The sequence below is a fragment of the Aliihoeflea sp. 2WW genome (genome assembly GCF_000497755.1).
Classification (GTDB): Bacteria; Pseudomonadota; Alphaproteobacteria; order Rhizobiales; family Rhizobiaceae; genus Aliihoeflea.
Genome location: NZ_AYOD01000011.1, coordinates 157,891 through 177,840, shown reverse-complemented (window position 1 = coordinate 177,840; position 19,950 = coordinate 157,891). Strand labels below are relative to the sequence as shown.

General features: G+C 64.4%; 19 protein-coding genes. 9 read left to right on the top strand and 10 right to left on the bottom strand.

Annotated elements, in window-relative coordinates; genetic code table 11:
* Positions 1-6: 6 nt before the first annotated feature.
* From recF to ALII_RS0107525, 10 genes are all read right to left on the bottom strand, one after another.
* On the bottom strand, positions 7-1,146 hold the full coding sequence (recF, locus tag ALII_RS0107570; RefSeq protein WP_024586719.1) for a DNA replication/repair protein RecF: 1,140 nt from the start codon (positions 1,144-1,146) through the stop codon (positions 7-9).
* A gap of 16 nt (positions 1,147-1,162) precedes the next feature.
* On the bottom strand, positions 1,163-2,281 hold the full coding sequence (dnaN, locus tag ALII_RS0107565) for a DNA polymerase III subunit beta (RefSeq protein WP_024586718.1): 1,119 nt from the start codon (positions 2,279-2,281) through the stop codon (positions 1,163-1,165).
* A gap of 168 nt (positions 2,282-2,449) precedes the next feature.
* Positions 2,450-3,922, bottom strand: a complete 1,473-nt coding sequence (gene dnaA / locus ALII_RS0107560) for a chromosomal replication initiator protein DnaA (protein WP_244437372.1) — start codon at positions 3,920-3,922, stop codon at positions 2,450-2,452.
* A gap of 871 nt (positions 3,923-4,793) precedes the next feature.
* On the bottom strand, positions 4,794-5,060 hold the full coding sequence (gene rpsT, locus ALII_RS0107555; protein ID WP_024586716.1) for a 30S ribosomal protein S20: 267 nt from the start codon (positions 5,058-5,060) through the stop codon (positions 4,794-4,796).
* Between the two features lie 143 nt (positions 5,061-5,203).
* Entirely contained in the window at positions 5,204-5,977 is a 774-nt protein-coding gene (locus tag ALII_RS0107550; RefSeq protein WP_024586715.1) for an enoyl-CoA hydratase, read from the bottom strand.
* A gap of 43 nt (positions 5,978-6,020) precedes the next feature.
* Entirely contained in the window at positions 6,021-6,893 is an 873-nt protein-coding gene (gene mutM / locus ALII_RS0107545) for a bifunctional DNA-formamidopyrimidine glycosylase/DNA-(apurinic or apyrimidinic site) lyase (RefSeq protein WP_024586714.1), read from the bottom strand.
* Entirely contained in the window at positions 6,886-8,115 is a 1,230-nt protein-coding gene (locus ALII_RS0107540) for a phosphopentomutase (RefSeq protein WP_024586713.1), read from the bottom strand. Before ALII_RS0107540 ends, mutM begins: the two co-directional genes overlap by 8 nt.
* Before the next feature lie 70 nt (positions 8,116-8,185).
* Entirely contained in the window at positions 8,186-8,788 is a 603-nt protein-coding gene (locus ALII_RS0107535; protein ID WP_024586712.1) for a TadE/TadG family type IV pilus assembly protein, read from the bottom strand.
* Between the two features lie 9 nt (positions 8,789-8,797).
* Positions 8,798-9,379 carry a TadE/TadG family type IV pilus assembly protein gene (locus ALII_RS0107530; RefSeq protein WP_024586711.1) on the bottom strand — a complete coding sequence of 194 codons (582 nt, stop codon included), beginning with the start codon at positions 9,377-9,379 and terminating at the stop codon, positions 8,798-8,800.
* A 106-nt stretch (positions 9,380-9,485) separates the two neighbouring features.
* Complete coding sequence (locus ALII_RS0107525; RefSeq protein ID WP_024586710.1) at positions 9,486-9,917, bottom strand: pilus assembly protein N-terminal domain-containing protein; 432 nt, start codon at positions 9,915-9,917, stop codon at positions 9,486-9,488.
* Between the two features lie 161 nt (positions 9,918-10,078).
* On the opposite strand from ALII_RS0107525, the gene ALII_RS0107520 reads away from it, so the two are divergent.
* From ALII_RS0107520 to ALII_RS0107480, 9 genes are all read left to right on the top strand, one after another.
* The gene (locus tag ALII_RS0107520; RefSeq protein WP_024586709.1) at positions 10,079-10,597 is read left to right on the top strand and encodes a prepilin peptidase; all 519 of its coding nucleotides are present in this window, start codon (positions 10,079-10,081) and stop codon (positions 10,595-10,597) included.
* Between the two features lie 116 nt (positions 10,598-10,713).
* Positions 10,714-11,529: a Flp pilus assembly protein CpaB gene (gene cpaB / locus ALII_RS0107515; protein WP_024586708.1), complete on the top strand. Its 816-nt coding sequence runs from the start codon at positions 10,714-10,716 to the stop codon at positions 11,527-11,529.
* 71 nt (positions 11,530-11,600) lie between these two features.
* Positions 11,601-13,058, top strand: a complete 1,458-nt coding sequence (locus tag ALII_RS0107510) for a type II and III secretion system protein family protein (RefSeq protein ID WP_152529562.1) — start codon at positions 11,601-11,603, stop codon at positions 13,056-13,058.
* A gap of 14 nt (positions 13,059-13,072) precedes the next feature.
* Entirely contained in the window at positions 13,073-13,771 is a 699-nt protein-coding gene (locus ALII_RS0107505) for a CpaD family pilus assembly lipoprotein (protein ID WP_024586706.1), read from the top strand.
* Positions 13,772-13,792: 21 nt separating this feature from the next.
* Positions 13,793-15,076, top strand: a complete 1,284-nt coding sequence (locus ALII_RS0107500) for a CpaE family protein (RefSeq protein WP_024586705.1) — start codon at positions 13,793-13,795, stop codon at positions 15,074-15,076.
* 70 nt (positions 15,077-15,146) lie between these two features.
* Positions 15,147-16,637 carry a CpaF family protein gene (locus tag ALII_RS0107495; RefSeq protein WP_024586704.1) on the top strand — a complete coding sequence of 497 codons (1,491 nt, stop codon included), beginning with the start codon at positions 15,147-15,149 and terminating at the stop codon, positions 16,635-16,637.
* A gap of 22 nt (positions 16,638-16,659) precedes the next feature.
* On the top strand, positions 16,660-17,664 hold the full coding sequence (locus tag ALII_RS0107490; protein WP_024586703.1) for a type II secretion system F family protein: 1,005 nt from the start codon (positions 16,660-16,662) through the stop codon (positions 17,662-17,664).
* Between the two features lie 9 nt (positions 17,665-17,673).
* Entirely contained in the window at positions 17,674-18,663 is a 990-nt protein-coding gene (locus ALII_RS0107485; protein WP_024586702.1) for a type II secretion system F family protein, read from the top strand.
* A gap of 189 nt (positions 18,664-18,852) precedes the next feature.
* Complete coding sequence (locus tag ALII_RS0107480) at positions 18,853-19,926, top strand: AI-2E family transporter (protein ID WP_244437370.1); 1,074 nt, start codon at positions 18,853-18,855, stop codon at positions 19,924-19,926.
* Positions 19,927-19,950: the final 24 nt, after the last annotated feature.

Here is a 19,950-nt window from a genome sequence, read left to right as displayed (position 1 = left end):
CATTTGTCATCGCGGCGAGACGGTGCCGGTCTTCACGTCGAGAAATTGCGCGCGGCCTTCGAGGCTGGAGAACAGCGCCGCATCGGTTCCGGTCAGGAAGGCCTGGCAGTCGAGGTCGATGAGGATCGAAAAGAGCGCGGCGCGTCGCCCGGGATCGAGATGGGCCGCGATCTCGTCGAGCAGCAGGACGGGCGTCGCGCCGGTCATCTCGGCGACGAGGCGGGCCTGCGAGAGCACGATGCCGGTCAAAAGCGCCTTCTGCTCGCCGGTCGAGCATAGCGCAGCGGGCATCGCTTTGGGCCGGTGCGTGACGGTCAAGTCCGAGCGGTGCGGACCTTCGAGCGTGCGCCCGGCCGCCCGGTCGCGCGCGCGGTTGTCTGCGAGGCGTTTGATGAAGGCCGTCTCGATGTCGACGGCGGGGGCGGTGCCGACCAACGCCTCGATCACACCGTCGAGGGCGATGTCGGATTTAGGGAACGGGCCGTTATCGGGCAGCTTCTCGACCATGCCGGCGAGGAGGCCGACGAGTTCCATGCGCGCCGAAGCGATGGCGACGCCCGTCTCGGCCATCTGCGTTTCGATGGCGTCGAACCAGCGGTCGTCGCGGCTGCCCTCGGCAAGGAGCCGGTTGCGCCCGCGCATCGCCTTTTCGTAGTCGAGCGCGCGCCGGCCGTGCTGCGGGTCGATGGCGAGGACCAGCCGGTCGAGGAAGCGGCGGCGATCGCCGGCCGGGCCGTTGAAAAGCGCGTCCATCGACGGAACGAGCCAGATGATGCGCAGCCATTCGAGGAGGTCGTCGGCGGATTTCGCCGGCACGCCGTTGATGCGGACGCGGCGAGCTGGCTCGACCATGCCGGGCTGATCGGAAAGCGTACCGGTGCCGATCGACGTCTTGCCGAACGGCCCCTCGACCTTTGCGTTGATGGCAAAGCCGGCAGTGGCCGAGGCGGTCGCGATCTCCTCATGCGCGGCGCGGCGCAGGCCGCGGCCGGGAGTGAGGAAGGAGATCGCTTCGAGGAGGTTGGTCTTGCCGGCGCCGTTGTCGCCGGTCAGCACGATGGGCCCGCGCTCGAGCGACAGCGACAACTGGCCGTAGTTCCGGAAGTTCGTAAGCGTTAGCTTACGGATTGCGGTTTGGTCGGCCAAGCTCCGTGTCCGGCGATCAGACGCGCATCGGCATCAGGACGTAGAGCGTATCGGCGTCCGATCCGTCCTGGATGAGCGTCGGCGAACCGGCATCGGCGAGCATGAATTGCGCCTCGCCGCCCGACAATTGCGCGGCGACGTCGAGTAGGTATTTCGCGTTGAAGCCGATCTCGATCGGGTCGGCGGCATAGTCGGCGGCGACCTCTTCCGTCGCGCTGCCCGAATCCGGATTGTTGACGGCGAGCGTCACCATGCCATCGCCGATGGAGAGCTTCACGGCGCGGCCGCGCTCGGACGAGACGGTCGAGACGCGGTCGACGGCCTGCGCGAAGCTTTGACGGTCGATCAGCAGTTTCTTGTCGTTGCCGGTCGGGATGACGCGCTGGTAGTCGGGGAAGGTGCCGTCGATCAGCTTCGAGGTCAGCACGATGGAGCCGATCGTGAAGCGGATCTTGGTGTCCGACAACTCGACCGAGACCTGGAGGTCGGGCTGGTCGACGAGCTTTTGCAGTTCCGACACCGTCTTGCGCGGGATGATGATGCCCGGCATGCCCTCGCAGCCCGAGGGCGCTTCCGTCTCGGCGCGCGCCAAGCGGTGGCCGTCGGTCGCGACCGAGCGCAGGCGAAGACGCCCGTCGGCCTCGATGGCGTGGAGATAGATGCCGTTGAGATAGTAGCGCGTCTCCTCGGTCGAGATCGCGAACTGGGTCTTGTCGATCAGCCGCTTCAGCGCCTCTGCGGGGATTTGGAAGCGGTGGGTGAAGGAGCCGGCGGTCAGTTCCGGGAAGTCCGATTGCGGCAGGCACTGGAGACGGAAGGACGAGCGGCCGGAGACGACCGACATCGCATTGCCGCTCTCGTCGAGCTTGAGCATGACCTCCGACCCGTCCGACAATTTGCGCACGATGTCGTAGAGGAGGTGGGCCGGAACGGTGGTCGCGCCGGCCTGCTCCACGCGGGCAGGCGTCGCCTCGGTCACTTCGAGGTCGAGGTCGGTCGCTTTCAAGGACAGGCTCTCGCCATCGGCGCCGAGCAGCACGTTCGACAGGATCGGGATCGTGTTGCGCCGCTCGACCACCCGGTGAACATGGTTGAGCGACTTGAGGAGGTTCGACCGTTCGAGGATGACGCGCATGACCGATTATACTCGCGAAGGACTTGATGGCAGGGTTTCCTGGCGGCCGGGACGGCGCCGGAAACGGGTGGGCAGACTGACAGGAAATCCGGCGAAAACGCAAGTCCGGGCCGAAAATGGCGGCCCGGAACCCTGTCAAAAACGTGGATAGTCTGTGCCCGGCGCCGGTCAGGCCTGATCGGAGATCAGCCGCTTCAGAAGTTCGAGCTCCTGCGCCATTTTCGTGTCGCCCTCCGATATCCCCTCGATCTTGCGTACAGCGTGCAGGACCGTCGTGTGGTCGCGCCCGCCGAAGCGCCGGCCGATCTCCGGCAGCGAGCGCGGCGTCATGATCTTGGCGAGATACATGGCGATCTGGCGCGGCTTGACGATGGTGCGGGTGCGCCGGTTGGACAGAAGTTCGGTCTTCGACACGTTGTAGTGGCGCGCGACGATGCGCTGGATGTCCTCGATACGCACGCGCTTGGGCTCGCCCGAGCGGTACATGTGGCCGAGCAGTTCGTCGATCCGGTCGACCGACAGTTGCGGCTCGAAGGACTGGCGGAACAAAAGCTGGTTGAACGCGCCTTCGAGCTCACGGCCAGAGCCGGTTACGGTCTGGGCGACATGTTCCAGAATACCGTCGGCGATCGCGATCGACGGATCTTCGGCGGAGGCGGAGGCAAGACGCTGCTGCAGCATGGAAAGCCGCATCGAGAAGTCCGGCGTCGCCATTTCGAGCGCGACGCCGCCATTGAGGCGCGAGCGCACGCGCGGCTCGAGCGATTCCAGCTCGGATGGCGGCCGGTCGGCGGCGACGACGACCTGACGCGCGCTGTCGAGCAGCGTGTTGATGAGATGGCAGAACTCGTGCTGGATCGACTTGCCTTGCAGGAACTGCATGTCGTCGATGATCAGAAGGTCGATGTCGCGAAGCTGTTCCTTGAAGGTCAGCGCGTTGTTGTCGCGGATCGCGGTGGCGAAGCGCCACATGAAATATTCGGCCGTGAGATACACGACGCGCGACTGCGGACGGCGCTGCAGCGCCTCGGCCGCGATCGCCTGGAGAAGGTGCGTCTTGCCGAGGCCGACGGAGGCGTGGAGGAAGAGCGGGTTGAAGCGCACCGCGTTCGACGCGCTCTCGGCCACGGCACGCGCCGCAGCGAAAGCCACGCGGTTCGACGGGCCGTCGACGAAGGAGGCGAAGGTGTAGCGGCTGTCGAGCGGCGAGCCGAGAACGGACTGGCGCTGCACGAAGGGCTCGTTGCCGTTCGAGCGGGCAGGCTGGCCGGCCGGGGCGCCCGTTCGGACCGGCATCTGCATGACGGTGGCGCTCGGGAGCGCACGGGCCTTCGTCGCCTGCGCATCCTCGTCTTCCAGACCCTTGACCGGACGCGTGGCGCTGCGCACCACGATCTCGACCTTGAGCACGGACGGGTCCGACTGCTTCCACAATTCGCCGATCAGGTCGCGATAGTGCCCGTTGATCCACTGGCGCAGGAAGGCGGTCGGCACCGAGAGGCGCACGATGCCGCGCGAGGCTTCGGCGACCTGCATCCGGCCGAACCAGCTCGAATAGACATCATTGCCAAGTCGCGCCTTCAACTGTGCAGTCACGCGTTCGAACGTCGCTCCGGCCCCCGCCGTGCTGTCGCCATCCATCTGTTGTTGTCCCTCGATCTTGATCTTCGAAAAGGAGGTGCTTGCCCGCGCACCCGCTTCGACGCCGCTTTGCATGATGAGTGTCCCTGTTGTGCGAGCGGCATGGCGCATCTCCTCGTCGAGACACCTGCCGCTTCCTCGTTCGTTTCCGCTCGGTCCCGGTCGCTGCCGGGTCCATCGATCCTCGTGCTCGCGCAGCCTCGATCGTCGCGCGTTTCGTCCGCCCCCCTCTGGGCAATAGATATCCGTCCGGCGCAGAGCCGGCGCGGCAGGGCCGTCAGACGCGACGGCGTTTCGATTTGTAATGTATTGAAAGCGATCAAGCCGATAGCGTGCGCGGAATCGCTTCCACGTTGCCCGACATGCCGGATTTGGCTTAAATCCGCAGGTTTTCCCTGCCCCTCTCAACACGGCCGACATTACAAAAGCCGGTGGCGGACAGGCAAGACCGGCGTAACGGATTCTTCATTTCCGCGGCCCCGTTCGAGGCCCCCGTCGGCGCTCCGGCGTCTGTCGCCGGCGCATAAACCGTTTTGATTCAAAACCTTTTTGCCGGGCGAAGGATTTTGGTTGTGGGCTCTAAAAAATTTTCCGAATCGCAGCTTGACTCATCGGCCTCTTCGCGGGGTGAGGCCCTCATTTGAGTGGCTTCAAGACACCCCGTCTAATCTATTGATTTTCCACAGAAAAACATGACGGGCCGACGCCTGTGCATAACGATGGGGAAGGATTGGGAAAGCCGCTGATTCTTTCGTCGGCAAGTTGTTGCAATCGATGACATTTGCGTTCCCCAAGGGTAGGGGAGGCCTGCGATCGGGCACAAAAAAACCCGGCACGAGGCCGGGTTTTTTGAATGCAGATCGTCGTCGGTTCAGGCTTCGAGAGCCTTCACGCGATTGGCGAGGCGCGAGACCTTGCGCGAGGCGGTGTTCTTGTGGAGCACGCCCTTGGACGCGGCGCGCATCAGTTCCGGCTGGGCGGCGCGGAAGGCTTCCTGCGCGGCGGTCTTGTCGCCGGACAGAAGAGCTTCCTCGACCTTGCGCAGGAAGGTGCGAACACGCGAGCGGCGGTTCTTGTTAACAGCCGTGCGGGCAGCGATCTTGCGCGTTGCCTTTTTGGCCGAAGACGTATTGGCCATCGAATGCCTCTCTTCAGTTCTTTTGCGTGGACGCGCCGAACGAGCAGAAGCCGGGCGCAAAAACAATTGGGGCAGCCCGCAAGCTGCCTCAGTCGTGGGGGCTTATAGTCGAACATCCCCCCATGCGTCAACGCCTAACCGGCCTATCGATTGCGGAAATTCGCCGATCGCTTTTCGGAGAAGGCGGCCATGCCCTCCTTCTGGTCGTCGAGCGAGAACATGGCGTGGAAGACCCGGCGTTCGAAACGCAGGCCTTCGCCCAGAAACGTCTCGTAGGACCGATTGACCGCTTCCTTGGTCATCATCACGGCGGGCAGCGAGAATTCGGCGATCTTGGATGCGGCCTTGATGGCTTCCTCGATCAGTTCGCCTGCCGGCACGACGCGGGAAACGAGGCCGGCGCGCTCGGCCTCGGCAGCGTCCATCATCCGGCCGGTGAGGCACATGTCCATTGCCTTCGACTTGCCGACGAAGCGGGTGAGGCGCTGCGAGCCGCCCATGCCGGGCATGACGCCGAGCGTGATCTCGGGCTGGCCGAATTTGGCATTGTCGCCGGCGATGATGAAGTCGCACATCATGGCCAGTTCGCAGCCGCCGCCCAGCGCATAGCCGGAAACGGCCGCGATGATCGGCTTGCGGATACGGGTGAACGCGTCCCAGCCGGAAAAGAAGTCCTCCATATACATGTCGATATAGGACTTCGAGTGCATCTCCTTGATGTCCGCGCCTGCAGCGAACGCCTTTTCGGAGCCCGTCAGCACGATCGCGCCGATCTTGGGATCGGCCTCGAAAGCCTCGGCGGCGGCCACCACGTCCTTGAGCACTTCGGAGTTGAGCGCATTGAGCGCCTTGGGACGGTTCAGCGTGATGAGACCGACGCGACCGCGGGTTTCGACGAGAATGGTTTCGTAGGCCAAATTTTCCTCCTGAACGCCGACAATTCGAATGGCTATGGGATAGCTAACGCTGGCAGGCGGAGCAATAGAAGGTCGAACGGCCCGACTGCACAACCCGTTTGACGATTCCTCCGCATCCCTCGCGCCGGCAGGCCTCGCCCTCGCGGTCGTAGACGCTGAAGGAGTGCTGGAAATAGCCGAGCGAGCCGTCGGTCAACTGGTGGTCGCGAAGGGTCGAGCCACCGGCGGCGATCGCGTCAGCGATGACGGCGCGAATGGCTTCCGCGAGGCGCGCGGCGCGCTGGCCCGACACCGTCCCGGCGAGCCGCTTCGGCGACAGACCGGCCCGCCAGAGGGCCTCGCAGACATAGATGTTGCCGAGCCCGGCGATCAGCTTCTGGTCGAGAAGCGCGGCCTTGAGCGGCGCGCGACGACCGGCGAGGAGCGCAGCCAGCGCCGCGCCGTCGAGGGCGTTTCCGGTGGGCTCGATCCCGAGTGAGGCGAGAAAGGGATGGGTGTCCAGACTGCCGGCCTCGGCGAAGACCATGAAGCCGAAGCGGCGCGGGTCGTTGTAGACGACGCGATGCGTCCTGCCGTCTCGGTCCAGGTGAAGAACGACATGATCGTGCGCAGCGAGCTTGGAGCGTTCGTGGTGAAAATCGCCCGGCATCTCTTCGCTCGTGCCGTCATGGATGCGGAACGAGCCTGACATGCCCAGATGCGCGATCAGCACGGGGTCCTTGTCGAGATGGATGACGAGAAACTTCGCCCGCCGCCCGACGGAGATGATGCGCCGGCCCTGAAGCCGTGCTGCGAAGTCGTGCGGAAAGGGGAAGCGCAAATCCGGCCGGCGCTGCTCGACCGCGACGATGGTCGCGTCCTCCATGACGGGCGCAAGGCCGCGCCGGACGGTCTCGACTTCGGGCAGCTCAGGCATTGGCGGCGATGTTGCCGTAGAAGGACCGGCCGTGCGGTCCGGGCGCAAGTCGCAGATGCTCCGCGATCGTCTCGCCGATATCGGCGAAGCTTTTGCGGACGCCGACGGAGCCGGTGCCGAGCCCTGGCCCGGTGCCGATGACGGGAACCTGCTCGCGCGTGTGGTCGGTGCCCCGGAAGGTCGGGTCGCAGCCATGATCGGCCGTGAGGATCAGAAGGTCGCCGGGGCGGAGCCGTTCGAGTGCCTCGGGCAGCCGGCGGTCGAAGGCCTCGAGCGCCGCTGCGTAGCCGGCGACATCGCGCTGATGGCCGAACAGCGTATCGAAATCGACGAAATTGGCGAAGACGAGATCGCCATCCTGCGCATCGGCCATCGCCTCGAGCGCACGGTCGAGCATCGCCATGTTGTCCGGCGCCTTGCGCAGATGCGAGATGCCGCGATGGGCGAAGATGTCGCCGATCTTGCCGACCGCGAGCGAGCGCCCGCCGCCCGCGATCACGCGGTCCATCAGCGTCGGCTCGGGGGGCGGTACGGCATAGTCGCGGCGGTTGGCCGTCCGCTTGAACGTCTCGGCCGTCTCGCCGACGAAAGGCCGCGCGATGACCCGGCCGATATTGAGCGGATCAAGAAGCCGCCGCACGGTCTCGCAGAGCGCGTAGAGCCGGTCGAGCCCGAAATGGGTCTCGTGCGCGGCGATCTGGAAGACGCTGTCGGCCGAGGTATAGCAGATCGGCTTGCCGGTGCGGATGTGCTCCTCGCCGTGGCGCGCGATGATGTCGGTGCCCGAGGCGTGGCAATTGCCAAGGATACCCGGAACCTTGCCCTCGGCGATGATCGCGGCGACGAGATCGTCGGAAAAGGCGGGGCCCTCGTCGGGAAAATAGCCCCAGTCGAAGGTGACGGGAACGCCCGCCATCTCCCAGTGGCCGGACGGCGTGTCCTTGCCGCTCGAAATCTCCTGCGCCGAGCCGAAGAAGCCCGATACTTCCGTTCCAGCCGGCTTGCGGCCCGCGGCGAGGTCGGCCGCATGGAACAGCCCGAGCCGTGTCAGGTGCGGCAGATCGAGCGGCCCCTCGCGCAGGCCTGGCCTGTCGGCCTCGCCGCGCGCGCAGCGTTCCGCGATATGGCCAAGCGTATCGGAGCCGGCATCACCGAACCTGTCGGCATCCGGCGCATGGCCGATGCCGAAGGAATCCAGCACGAAGAGGAAGGCGCGGCGCATCGATCGATCCTTCTGTCGGACGTTTCGCGACAGATAGGCCGATGCCGGGGTCGTTGCAAATTCCGATCGTTCAGCAGCCGGTGCAATCGATCCATTGGGACATGCGCGGGCGCAGGTAGTACTGTTCGCTCATGTTCAGAATGCTGAAGGCCGAACCGAGCCCAAGGGCGGACTTTTGGTCGTCGTTCCAAGCGATGATGGGCTTGTATCCGAGTTTCGTCGTAACGCGGACGAGATATGTATTGGCGACCTTCAATTGCTCGGGAACTTGCGTCTCGCTGTTAGGGGCGACAGCTTGGCTCTTGTTGGTGCCCTCAAGCTTGCGCGACCAGGTCACGAGCGCCTTGGGATTGGGCTTGTCGGCCTCGATCCAGATGTGTTCGACGATGATCGTAGGAAGCGGGGGGCCGTAGGGCAGAATGATGGCAGCGCCGATGTCGAGGATGTTGTCGACTTCCGTGCGGAGCACCCCGTTGCGCTGCTGGGCGATAAGATCGCCCACCATCGATGCGATACGGCCGACCTTCTTGTTGGTTTCGATTGCCTGAGACACCTCCATCGTCATGAAATAGAGAACGAAAAGGATAGGCGCGATGAAGGCGAACTCTATAGCGGCCGCGCCGCGACGATCGGCTCGGAAGCGTTTCGAGACTGTGGCAATGGATTGCATCATCGGGCTGCCTCACTCCGCATAGGGTTCGTTCTGCCAGGTGACGCTCGCGAAATGCAGGACCTTGCCATCCTTGATGGTCGACATCGAAAGCCGCAACAGGTCGGTTATGATCGGCCATCGATAATAGACCCTGAGAACATTCTTTGACCCCGCGCCGCCTGAGACAGCATCGAAGCCCGTGGCGTCGAGATCGTTATTGCTGTAGGGCGTGCGCAGCGCGGCAGCCTGCGCGAAAGTCTCGAATGTCTGAAGGTCGACTTCCAGGCCCGGACATTTGTCGGAGACAAGGATCGCCATGCGTTCGCAGATCTTGTCCCGCAGTTGTTCATGCGTCAGTTGGTTCGGCTCCGTTCCAGGGCCTGGCCGCACCTGCCCGGTGCGATAGAGCCGCGCGACGTCATCGGCCGCGTTGGTCATCACCTGTTGCGCCGCAAAGGAAATGCAGCTTTCGAGGATGGCGAAGACGAGAAGGGCGAAAGGGATGACGAGGATCGAGAATTCGATCGCGGTGCTGCCGTCGCGTTGCCGGGCGAATGCGCGCAGCAGCCCCTTGCGGCCGGCGCGCGTCTTGACGGAGGCATGTGTCGTCATTCTTCAGGGTCCCGCCTGTTCAACTCCACGATCGAGCCTATCGCACGCGCGTTGAATTGAGGTTGTGGCGGTCGCTAGGATGCGCTGGAAAGAATTAACGTCGCGTTCAGGGTACGCCGATCGTCGTGTCGGACATGGCTTCGGCTTCCGTGACATAGGCCGCCTCGCAGACCGGTGTGCAGGACAGCGTCTGCACGGCGGCGCGGCGGTAGATGCGGACCGAGTTCACCGACTGGCGCGAGACCGTCACCTGCTCGTCCACGATCGGCCGGCCTTCGGCGTCGAGCACGACGAGATTGGTGACGCCGAAACCCTTGCCCGTCAGGACCAGCGTCGAGGCGTCCTGGACCGAGGCGTCGGCGATTTCCGGATTGCCGACGATGATCGTGTCGGCGTTGCGCGCCAGCTTGACGATCTTGGCCTGGTTCACGAGGACGCTGATGCCTGCTTCGGCGAATGCCGGCGCCGCAAGAACCGAAGCCGTAGCCGTCAGCGCCAGGCCTGCGAAGAATCGAATGGATTTTGTCGACCGCGCCACGTTGGGGCTCTCCTGTTCGGCAATCCGCACAAGATGAAGCGGAATGGTGAATTGCCGGTTAATCGCTCCGGGAGACGCGGATTGCTTGAAAGCGGAAGGCCGATTTCACCAATGCTTAAGCGCGGCATGTCTAGATTTGGCCTTTGTGCCGAGGACCCGTCATGATCGAAGCCCTGATCCTGGTCATTTTTCCGTTCTGCATGGTCTATGCCGCCATTTCGGACATGATCACGATGACGATCGCCAATCGCGTGTCGGTTCTCCTCGTCGCGACCTTCCTCATCGTCGCCCCGCTAACCGGAATGCCGCTGGCGGCGATCGGATTTCATGTGCTGGCGGCAATGGCGGTTCTGGCCGTCACGTTCGGGCTTTTCGCGCTGGGCACGATGGGCGGCGGCGATGCCAAGCTGCTGGCGGCAACGGCGCTGTGGATGGGGTTCGGGACGCCGCTTGCCGAATATGCCGTTCTCGGCGCGGTCTGGGGCGGGATGCTGACGCTGGCCATCCTCGTCTATCGCAACTCGCCGATCTCGGACGTCACGGGCAATTTCCTCTTGCTGCGCAAGTTCGCCGACCGGCGCGTGGGAATCCCGTATGGCGTGGCGCTCGGCGCGGCGGGACTGATGGTCTTTCCAAGCTCCCCGCTCGGCGTCTGGGCCATGCAGGCCTTGACCAGGTAAAGTGCCGTCAACCGCTTGTTAAGCATAAGTGTAAGCGAGCCGTTAACCTTAATTTGACGATTGATGTTGCAAGGTCTGCCCTGGCTTAGAGGAACTGCCGGGTAAAGGGCGCGGACATGGCTCCATCCAGAGTGATCATCCTTGGCGTTGCGGTCGTGGCCGCCGCGGGGGCTGGCATCATTGCCAGGAACATGGCGTCCGCACCGCCCGAACAGGTCTTCGTCGATTCCGGCCCGTCCGAGCCCGCCATTGCGCTGACGGAAGTGCTCGTTCTCAGCGGTGACGTGCCGATGGGTGGCGAGCTTGGCCAGCAATTGAGCTGGCAGTCCTGGCCGTCCAGCAACGTCTATGACTACTTCATCCGCCGCGACACCGACCCGAATGCGCTGGAGGAACTGCAGACCGCGATTGCGCGCGTTCCGATCTATGCAGGCGAGCCGCTGCGTCGCTCCAAGCTGATCGGCGAGGGCCAGAGCTTCATGTCGTCGATCCTGCCGTCCGGCAAGCGGGCGGTCGCGACGCAGATTTCGGCCGATACGTCGGCTGGCGGCTTCATCCTTCCGAACGACTATGTCGACGTCATCATGACCCGCCGCCAGACCAACAGTTCGGGCACGGAGAGCTATTCGACCGAAACCGTGCTGCGCAACATCCGCGTTCTCGCGATCGACCAGGCGATCCAGGAAGACGAGGAAGGCCGCAGGGTGAAGGTGGGCGAAACGGCGACGCTGGAGCTTTCGCCCGAGCAGGCGGAAATTATCACGGTCGCCCAGCAGATGGCGGACCGGCTGAGCCTGGCGCTGCGATCCGTCGTCGACACGCAGGAAGTCGTCACCGATCAGGCCGATCACCTTCTGTCGGGCAGCGGGCGCCGCGGCGCCATTCGATTGATCAAGTCCGGACAGGTGTCCGAAGTAGGGGGCCGCCAATGATCCGCACTTTCAAGACCGCGTTGATCGGCACCGCCGCAGCCGTTGCACTGGCAGCGCCGCTGGCCGGCGTCATGATCCTTGCCGATACGGCGGGCGCGAGCGCGCAGGTACGGATCGCGTCGCAGGCCGCAAGCCAGCGCGTCAAGCTCGGCCTCAACAAGTCGATCGTCATCGACCTGCCGGCCGATGCCTACGACATCCTCGTCGCCAATCCGGCCGTTGCCGACGCGGTGACGCGCACGTCGCGACGGATCTATCTGTTCGGCAAGCAGGTCGGCGAGACCAACATCTTCGTCTTCGGCGCGAATGGCGAGCAGATCGTCAGCCTCGACCTGTCGATCGAGCGCGACGTGGCCGGCCTCGAAGACCATCTGAAGCGCTATCTGCCGAACTCGGCGATCAAGGTCGAACTCATCAACGACAACGTCGTCCTGTCGGGAACGGTGGATACGCCGCTCGATGCCAAGCGCGCCGAACAGATCGCCCAGCTCTTCGTCTCGGGCGGTGAAGCGACCACAGGCCAGTTCGCGCAGACCGCTGCCGGCGGCGCCGCGACGGGCGGTGTCGACATCAACAACCCCGACAACGAACGCCGCGTCTCCCAGATCGTCAACATGCTGTCGATCGTCGGCGAGGATCAGGTCACGCTGAAGGTGACGATTGCCGAGGTCAGCCGGTCCGTGATGCGCCAGTTGGGCGTGAACATGGTCGGTAGCGGGTCGAACGGTATCAACTGGTCGATGATCAATGAAAGCTCGATGGGTCTCGGAAAGCCGCTTTCGAACAGCGGTTTCGGGATCGGGGGCTCGGCGCTCGACGCCTATTTCAATGCGATGGAACAGTCGGGAGTCATGAAGACCCTCGCCGAGCCGACGCTGACGGCAGTATCCGGAGAGAAAGCCACCTTCCGCGTTGGCGGCGAGTTCAACATGGTTCGGGACCGTGATCAGGACGACGACGGTGCGCTGACCTACGAGGTCGAGCAGGTCGAGTACGGCATCGGCCTGGAGTTCCAGCCGACCGTCCTGTCGCCCGGCCGCATCAGCCTGAAGCTGCGCACTCAGGTTTCCGAGCCGACGACCGAAGGGTCGGTTCTCTTCGAAGGAGCATCGCGCAGAAACCAGGGCGGCAATTTGCAGGGGATGAACATCGTCTCCATCCGCAAGCGCCTCGCCGATACCACCGTCGAACTTCCCTCGGGCGGCTCGATGATGATCGCCGGACTCGTCCGTGACGACGTGCGCCAGTCGATCAACGGCCTGCCTGGTCTTTCGCGGGTGCCCGTCCTCGGCGCGCTTTTCCGCAGCCGCGCGTTCGAGCGCAACGAGACCGAGCTCGTCATCATCGTCACGCCCTATCTGGCGCGGCCGGTGGCGCGCAACGAGCTCGCCGCTCCGACCGACAATTTCAACCCCGCCTCGGAAGGCGCGGGCAATTTCCTTGGCCGCGTCAATCGCGTCTACGGAACCATGAAGACAGATCGGCCCGCCGGCCGCTACCACGGCGTGGTCGGGTTCATCTACAAGTGAGCGGGGACCGAACGATGTCTGCCCAGAAAACCAACCGGAATTCCCGCTTCCTGATCGCCGTCGCACTCGTCGGCTCGGCTGCCTTCGTCGCCGGCTGCACGCAGCGCGACAGCATCGTGGTCGGCGCGATCCCGGACGACTACCGGACCAACCACCCGATCGTCATCGCGGAGAAGCAGGAGAAGATCGACATCCCGGTCGGTCTCAACGACTACCAGATGACGCGCGTCCAGCGCACGGCGCTGACCGGCTTCATGTCGCGCTACGACGGCAAGGCCGCGCCGATGGTCAACCTGATGGTTCCCTACGGCTCGGCCAACTCGGCGGCTGCATCGCGCATCGCCGCGCAGTTCGCCAGCCACCTGCACAGGGCCGGCGTGCCGCAGAACCGCGTCGTCCAGCAGCACTACCAGGCGCCCGCCGACGCCTCCGCCCCGATCCGCATCACCTACGCCAACATGCGCGCGCAGGTCGCCTCCAATTGCGGCCGCTGGCCGGAGGACATGCTGGCGCGGGTCGACAACAAGCACTGGGCGAATTTCGGCTGTTCCTACCAGAACAACCTCGCGGCCCAGATCGCAAATCCGGCCGATCTCCTGACGCCGCGCGAGACGACGCCGATCGACGCCCAGAACCGCTCGAACGCCATCGACCAGTATCAGCGCCGCCAGGTCGCGCCGGAATTCATCGGCACGTCCGAGATCAACTACTAAGGACAGCGTGGGGGCAACGACATGACGAACCTGGCCTACACCACCGATCCGAACGACGCCGTCGTGCCAGATGCCGCCGCGATGCAGGCGCTGCGGCCCGTTCCGCGCATCTCGATCCAGGCTTTCTGCGAAACCGACGGGGTGGCGCAGCCGATCGAGCGCGCCGCCGAGGATCGCCGGATGGCCAAGGCGCATGTGAAGGTCCACATGGGCGGCATCCAGACGGCGATCGAGTTCTATCACACGGCGCCGACGCCAAACCTCATCATCATCGAATCGCGCGACGAACCGAGAAACCTGATCGGCAGGCTCGAGAAGCTGGCCGAAGTCTGCGACCCGGCGAGCAAGGTCGTGGTGATCGGCCACCACAACGACGTGTCGCTCTATCGCGAGCTGATCCGCTTCGGCATCTCCGAATACATCGTCGCGCCGATCTCGATGGCCGACATCGTCGCAGACATCGCCAAGATTTTCGTCGATCCCGATGCCGAGCCTATCGGGCGCTCCATCGCCTTCATCGGCGCCAAGGGCGGCGTCGGTTCCTCGACCATCGCGCACAACGTCGCCTGGACGCTCTCGACGCTGTTCCAGTCGGAAGTCGTCGTGGCCGACATGGACCTCGCCTTCGGCACCGCCAACATCAATTTCGACCAGGACCCCGCACAGGGCATCGCCGAGGCGGTGTTTTCGCCCGAGCGCATCGACGAGGTCTATCTCGACCGCCTGCTGGCCCAGTGCGCCGAGCGCCTGTCGCTCTTGGCCGCGCCTTCGACGCTCGACCGGATCTACGATTTCGATGCGGACGCGTTCGCATCGCTGATCGAGACCGCGCAGCGCAGCGCGCCAACGGTGATCCTCGACGTTCCCCATGTGTGGACGGGGTGGACCCGGCAGACGCTGGCGCAGGCCGACGAGATCGTGATCACGGCGACGCCCGAACTCGCCAATCTGCGCAATACGAAGAACCTGATCGACATGCTGCGCAAGCTGCGCCCGAACGATGCGCCGCCCAAGCTGATCATCAACCAGGCCGGCGTGCCGAAGCGGCCGGAGATTTCCCCGGACGATTTCTCCGAGCCGCTCGGCGTCATGCCGCTGGCCGTCATCCCGTTCGAGCCGCTGCTCTTCGGCAATGCGGCAAACAATGGCCGGATGCTGGGCGAGACGGACGTGCAGCACGCCATCGTCAAGATCGTGCACGAGATGGCGCATGTGCTGACGGGACGCAGCGAGATGAAATCGAAGAGAAAGGCCGGCATCGGCGATCTGCTGGGCCGCCTGAAGATGAAGAAGAAGAGCGCGTGAGCGCTGCCGATCGACGGCAGAAATCCATCTTGGGCACCGATGGCGGGGCCGGGGGACGACGGGCATAGCGATGTTTGGCAAGCGTGGAAACGAAGGCGGAAGCCGCAACACTCCGGAATTCAGGCCCGCCCCCGCGGCGCCCGTCTCCGAATCGCTGACGCTTGACGAACGTCCGGTGGAGCGCGGGCCGGAAAGCTCCGCCGCGCCCAAGCGCGCGGTCGATCCGACGCCCCCGCTCGCGCCTGAGCCGAAACGCGTCGCAACGCAGGCACGGCCTCGTTCGGAAGCCTATTACGACACCAAGAGCCAGGTCTTCTCCGCCCTCATCGACACGATCGACCTGTCGCAGCTCGCCAAGCTGGAGCCGGACGCCGCGCGCGAGGAAATCCGCGACATCGTCAACGACATCATCGCGATCAAGAATTTCGCGATGTCGATCTCCGAACAGGAGGAGCTGCTCGAGGACATCTGCAACGACGTCCTCGGCTACGGTCCGCTGGAGCCGCTTCTGGCGCGCGACGACATCGCCGACATCATGGTCAACGGCGCCCGGCAGGTCTTCATCGAAGTCGCCGGCCGCGTCGAGCAGACGCAGATCCGTTTCCGCGACAACCAGCAGCTCCTGAACATCTGCCAGCGCATCGTCAGCCAGGTCGGCCGCCGCGTCGACGAATCCTCGCCGATCTGCGATGCGCGCCTGCCCGACGGCTCGCGCGTCAACGTCATCGCGCCGCCGCTCGCCATCGACGGCACCGCGCTCACCATCCGCAAGTTCAAGAAGGACAAGCTGACGCTCGACCAGCTCGTCAAGTTCGGCTCCATCTCGCCGGAAGGCGCGGAGGTGTTGAAGGTCATCGGCCGGGTGCGTTGCAACGTCATCATTTCCGGCGGCACCGGCTCGGGCAAGACGACGCTCCTCAACTGCCTGACCAACTATGTCGACCGCGAGGAGCGCGTCATCACCTGCGAGGATTCGGCCGAGCTGCAGCTTCAGCAGCCGCATGTCGTGCGCCTCGAAACGCGCCCCGCCAATCTGGAAGGCGAAGGCGAGATCACCATGCGCGATCTCGTCAAGAACTGCCTGCGCATGCGCCCCGAGCGCATCATTGTCGGCGAAGTGCGCGGACCCGAAGTGTTCGACCTCCTGCAGGCGATGAACACCGGTCACGACGGCTCGATGGGCACCATCCACGCCAACAATCCGCGCGAATGCCTGAACCGCATGGAATCGATGATCGCCATGGGTGGCTTCACGCTGCCGCAAAAGACCGTCCGTGAGATCATCGTCGGCTCGATCGACGTCATCATCCAGGCCGCGCGCCTGCGCGACGGCTCGCGCCGCATCACCCACATCACCGAGGTGATCGGGATGGAAGGCGACGTCATCATCACGCAGGACCTGATGACCTACGAGATCAAGGGCGAAGACGCCAATGGCCGCCTGATCGGCAACCACGTCTCCAGCGGCGTCGGCCGTCCCGGCTTCTGGGACCGTGCGCGCTACTATGGCGAGGAGGCGCGTCTGGCCGCAGCACTCGAAGCGATGGAAGTTCAGTCGTGACCAGCCGGACGGGGAACGCGCGATGGACATGAACCTGCTGCTCTTCATCGCGCTCGCAACGGTCAGCGCCGGGGCACTCGCCTATGGCCTGCTGTTTTCGCGCGTGCAGAGCGAACGCACCATCGAGCGTCGCTTCGAGACGGTCCGCAATGCCGAGGCCGACCGCAACATCGTCCGCGCCTCGCGCGACCGCGTGGCCGAGGCCGCCAAGCGCCGCAAATCGGTGCAGGACACGCTGAAGGATCTCGAGGAAAAGCAGAAGGCGCGCGGGCAGGGCCGGCACAAGCCGCCGCTGAAGGTGCAGATCCGCCAGGCCGGCCTCACCATGTCGATGCGCCAGTTCTACATGGTCTCGGTCGCTGCCGGCCTTGTGACCTTCGTGCTGTTCGTGTTCCTGGGCGCACCGCTGCTGCTGGCCGCCGGCGCGATGATCGCGGGTGGTCTCGGCCTGCCGCGCTGGTTCGTCACCTTCAAGCGTGCGCGGCGCGTCAAGGCGTTCCTCAATGAATTCCCCAACGCGCTCGACGTGATCGTTCGCGCGGTGAAGTCCGGCCTGCCTCTCAACGATGCCGTGCGCATGATCGCCGGTGAATCGCCGGAGCCCGTCAAGAGCGAGTTCAAGCGCGTCGTCGAGCATCAGCAACTCGGCCTGTCGCTCCCCGAAGCGGTGATGCGGATGCCCGAATCCATGCCGGCGGCGGAGGCGAGCTTCTTCGGCATTGTCATCCAGATCCAGAGCCAGGCCGGCGGCAATCTGTCGGAAGCGATCGGCAATCTGTCCAAGGTGCTGCGCGACCGCAAGAAGATGAAGGCCAAGATCGACGCCCTGTCGATGGAAGCCAAGGCATCCGCCGTGATCATCGGCGCGCTGCCGATCGTGGTCGCGATCCTCGTCTACCTGTCGAGCCCCGGCTACATCATGCCGCTTTTCACCACCAGCACGGGCCATCTCATCCTTCTGATCTCGGGCATCTGGATGGCCATGGGCCTGCTCGTGATGCGCAAGATGATGAACTTCGATTTCTAGGAACCGGTCATGACAGGCTCAGTCGTCGGCATCGTTACCGATCCCAGCTTCCTCCTGGCGGTTCTCGTCTCGGTGGCGGTGTTCGCGACGCTGTTCACGGCCTTGCCGGCGCTTTCGGGCAATCCGCTGAAGACACGCATGAAGGCCGTGGCGCTGGAGCGCGACCAGTTGCGCGCGCAGCAGAAGGCACGGCTCGCAAGCGAGGCGGAACGCCGGCGCAAGGGGCTTCGCGAGCAGGAATCGGTGGGCATGAGGTCCATCGTCGAAAAGCTCGACCTGCGCCGCGCGCTCGCCGACGATGCGACGGTCGCCAAGTTGCGCATGGCCGGTTATCGCGGCCAGAATCCGCTGACGAAGTTCCTGTTCTTCCGCCTCGTCCTTCCCTTCGTCTTCCTGGCCGCCGCGCTCGTCTACGTCTTCGGCATGGGCGCCTTCGCCGATCAGCCCGATCTGATCCGCGGCGTCATCTGCATCATCGCGGCCTATGCCGGCTTCTACGTCCCCGTCCTCTACGTTTCCAACAAGGCGACCAAGCGCAAGCAATCGATCCAGCGCGCCTGGCCCGACGCGCTGGACCTGATGCTGATCTGCGTGGAATCCGGCATTTCGGTCGAGGCGGCCTTTCGCAAGGTGGCCGAGGAAATCGGCTCGCAATCGGTCGAGCTCGCCGAGGAACTGGTCCTGACCAACGCCGAGCTTTCGTTCCTGCCGGAGCGCAAGCAGGCCTACGAAAACCTGGCGAGCCGTACCGGTCTCGAAACCGTCCGTTCCGTCTCTCAGGCGCTGATCCAGGCCGAGCGCTACGGCACGCCCGTCGCCCACGCTCTGCGCGTTCTTTCGGCCGAAAGCCGCGAGGCGCGGATGACCGCGGCCGAGAAGAAGGCGGCGGCCCTGCCGCCGAAGCTGACCGTGCCGATGATCCTGTTCTTCCTGCCGGTTCTCTTCGCCGTCATCCTCGGGCCTGCCGGCATCCAGATTTCCCAGCAGAACATCTTCTGACCCTTTCTAAGGGCCGGAACGAAAGGCAGAGCGCCGCGTTTCAGCCACAATCCGCCCGATTGCCGCCGGCACTCGCGGATGGAAGTCCGGGGAACGGTCATGAAGAGCGAATTCGATCCAGCGGGGCCGTCCGTGCCGCCCGTGCCCGTTCCTGCGCGCGACCGGGATCTGCGTCTCATTCGCACGTTCATGCTCGGCCTTTTCCTGTTCGCGGTCGTCTACGCGCTTTATTTCGCGCGCGATTTCTTCATGCCGATCGTCCTCGCCTTCCTGCTGGCGCTGATGCTGACGCCCATCGTGCGCTTCCTGCGCAAGCGCCGCGTGCCCGAAGCGCTGTCGGCGACGCTTCTGGTCTTCATGTCGATGGCGGCGATCGGAACGACCGGCTACTTCCTGTCCGGGCCGGTGGTGGAACTCGTCAACGACGCGCCGGCCATCGGCCGCCGGCTGACCGAACGGCTCGAGGAAGTGCGCCGCCCGTTCGAGCGCTTCATGGAAGTGTCGCGACAGGTGGACGAGGCGGCCGAAACCACCTCGGAGCCGGACGTCCAGCGCGTCGTCGTCTCGCAGCCGGGCATCGTCTCGCGCGCGGCCGGTAATCTGCTTTCCGGGTCGACGACGGCCGCGATCACCTTCGTCCTGTCGCTGTTCCTGCTGGCTTCGGGGACGATGTTCTACGAGAAGATCGTCCAGTCCTTCACCAAACTGAGCGAGAAGAAGCGTGCGCTGCGCGTCGTCTATGACGTCGAGCGCGAAATCTCGCGCTATCTGCTCACCGTCGCCGCGATCAACACATGCCTCGGCATCGCCGTCGGCACCGGCCTTTGGGCCTTGGGCATGCCGATGCCGTTCGTTTTCGGCGTGGCGGCCGGCCTCCTGAATTTCCTGCCCTATGTCGGCGCGGCGATCACCATCATCCTCGTCGCCGTACTGTCGATCGTCTCGTTCGACAGCATCGCCTATGCGATGATCCCGCCAGCCTTCGTGCTCTTCTGCAATATCCTCGAAGGCAATTTCATCAACCCGCTGATCGTCGGGCGCAGGCTGGAGATCAACGCTGTCGCGATCTTCATCGCGGTCGCGTTCTGGTCGTGGCTTTGGGGCTTCGTCGGCGCGCTGATTGCCGTGCCGCTGCTGGTCGTCATCAAGGTCTTCTGCGACCATTTCGAGAGCCTGAGCCATGTCGGCAATTTCCTCTCGGCCCAGCAGACGGCCGAGGAAGAGGAAGAAAGCAAGGAAGAGGCGCAGCACGTCACGCCGTGAGTTGGCGAGCGGCGAAAGGCTTTC

Excerpts from the sequence above, each read along its gene's own strand:
- dnaN (WP_024586718.1), bottom strand. The coding sequence starts at position 2,281 with ATGCGCGTCATCCTCGAACGGTCGAACCTCCTCAAGTCGCTCAACCAT.
- dnaA (WP_244437372.1), bottom strand. The coding sequence starts at position 3,922 with ATGGATGGCGACAGCACGGCGGGGGCCGGAGCGACGTTCGAACGCGTG.
- rpsT (WP_024586716.1), bottom strand. The coding sequence starts at position 5,060 with ATGGCCAATACGTCTTCGGCCAAAAAGGCAACGCGCAAGATCGCTGCC.
- mutM (WP_024586714.1), bottom strand. The coding sequence starts at position 6,893 with ATGCCTGAGCTGCCCGAAGTCGAGACCGTCCGGCGCGGCCTTGCGCCC.
- ALII_RS0107540 (WP_024586713.1), bottom strand. The coding sequence starts at position 8,115 with ATGCGCCGCGCCTTCCTCTTCGTGCTGGATTCCTTCGGCATCGGCCAT.
- ALII_RS0107535 (WP_024586712.1), bottom strand. The coding sequence starts at position 8,788 with ATGATGCAATCCATTGCCACAGTCTCGAAACGCTTCCGAGCCGATCGT.
- ALII_RS0107530 (WP_024586711.1), bottom strand. The coding sequence starts at position 9,379 with ATGACGACACATGCCTCCGTCAAGACGCGCGCCGGCCGCAAGGGGCTG.
- ALII_RS0107520 (WP_024586709.1), top strand. The coding sequence starts at position 10,079 with ATGATCGAAGCCCTGATCCTGGTCATTTTTCCGTTCTGCATGGTCTAT.
- cpaB (WP_024586708.1), top strand. The coding sequence starts at position 10,714 with ATGGCTCCATCCAGAGTGATCATCCTTGGCGTTGCGGTCGTGGCCGCC.
- ALII_RS0107510 (WP_152529562.1), top strand. The coding sequence starts at position 11,601 with ATGATCCTTGCCGATACGGCGGGCGCGAGCGCGCAGGTACGGATCGCG.
- ALII_RS0107505 (WP_024586706.1), top strand. The coding sequence starts at position 13,073 with ATGTCTGCCCAGAAAACCAACCGGAATTCCCGCTTCCTGATCGCCGTC.
- ALII_RS0107500 (WP_024586705.1), top strand. The coding sequence starts at position 13,793 with ATGACGAACCTGGCCTACACCACCGATCCGAACGACGCCGTCGTGCCA.
- ALII_RS0107495 (WP_024586704.1), top strand. The coding sequence starts at position 15,147 with ATGTTTGGCAAGCGTGGAAACGAAGGCGGAAGCCGCAACACTCCGGAA.
- ALII_RS0107490 (WP_024586703.1), top strand. The coding sequence starts at position 16,660 with ATGGACATGAACCTGCTGCTCTTCATCGCGCTCGCAACGGTCAGCGCC.
- ALII_RS0107485 (WP_024586702.1), top strand. The coding sequence starts at position 17,674 with ATGACAGGCTCAGTCGTCGGCATCGTTACCGATCCCAGCTTCCTCCTG.
- ALII_RS0107480 (WP_244437370.1), top strand. The coding sequence starts at position 18,853 with ATGCTCGGCCTTTTCCTGTTCGCGGTCGTCTACGCGCTTTATTTCGCG.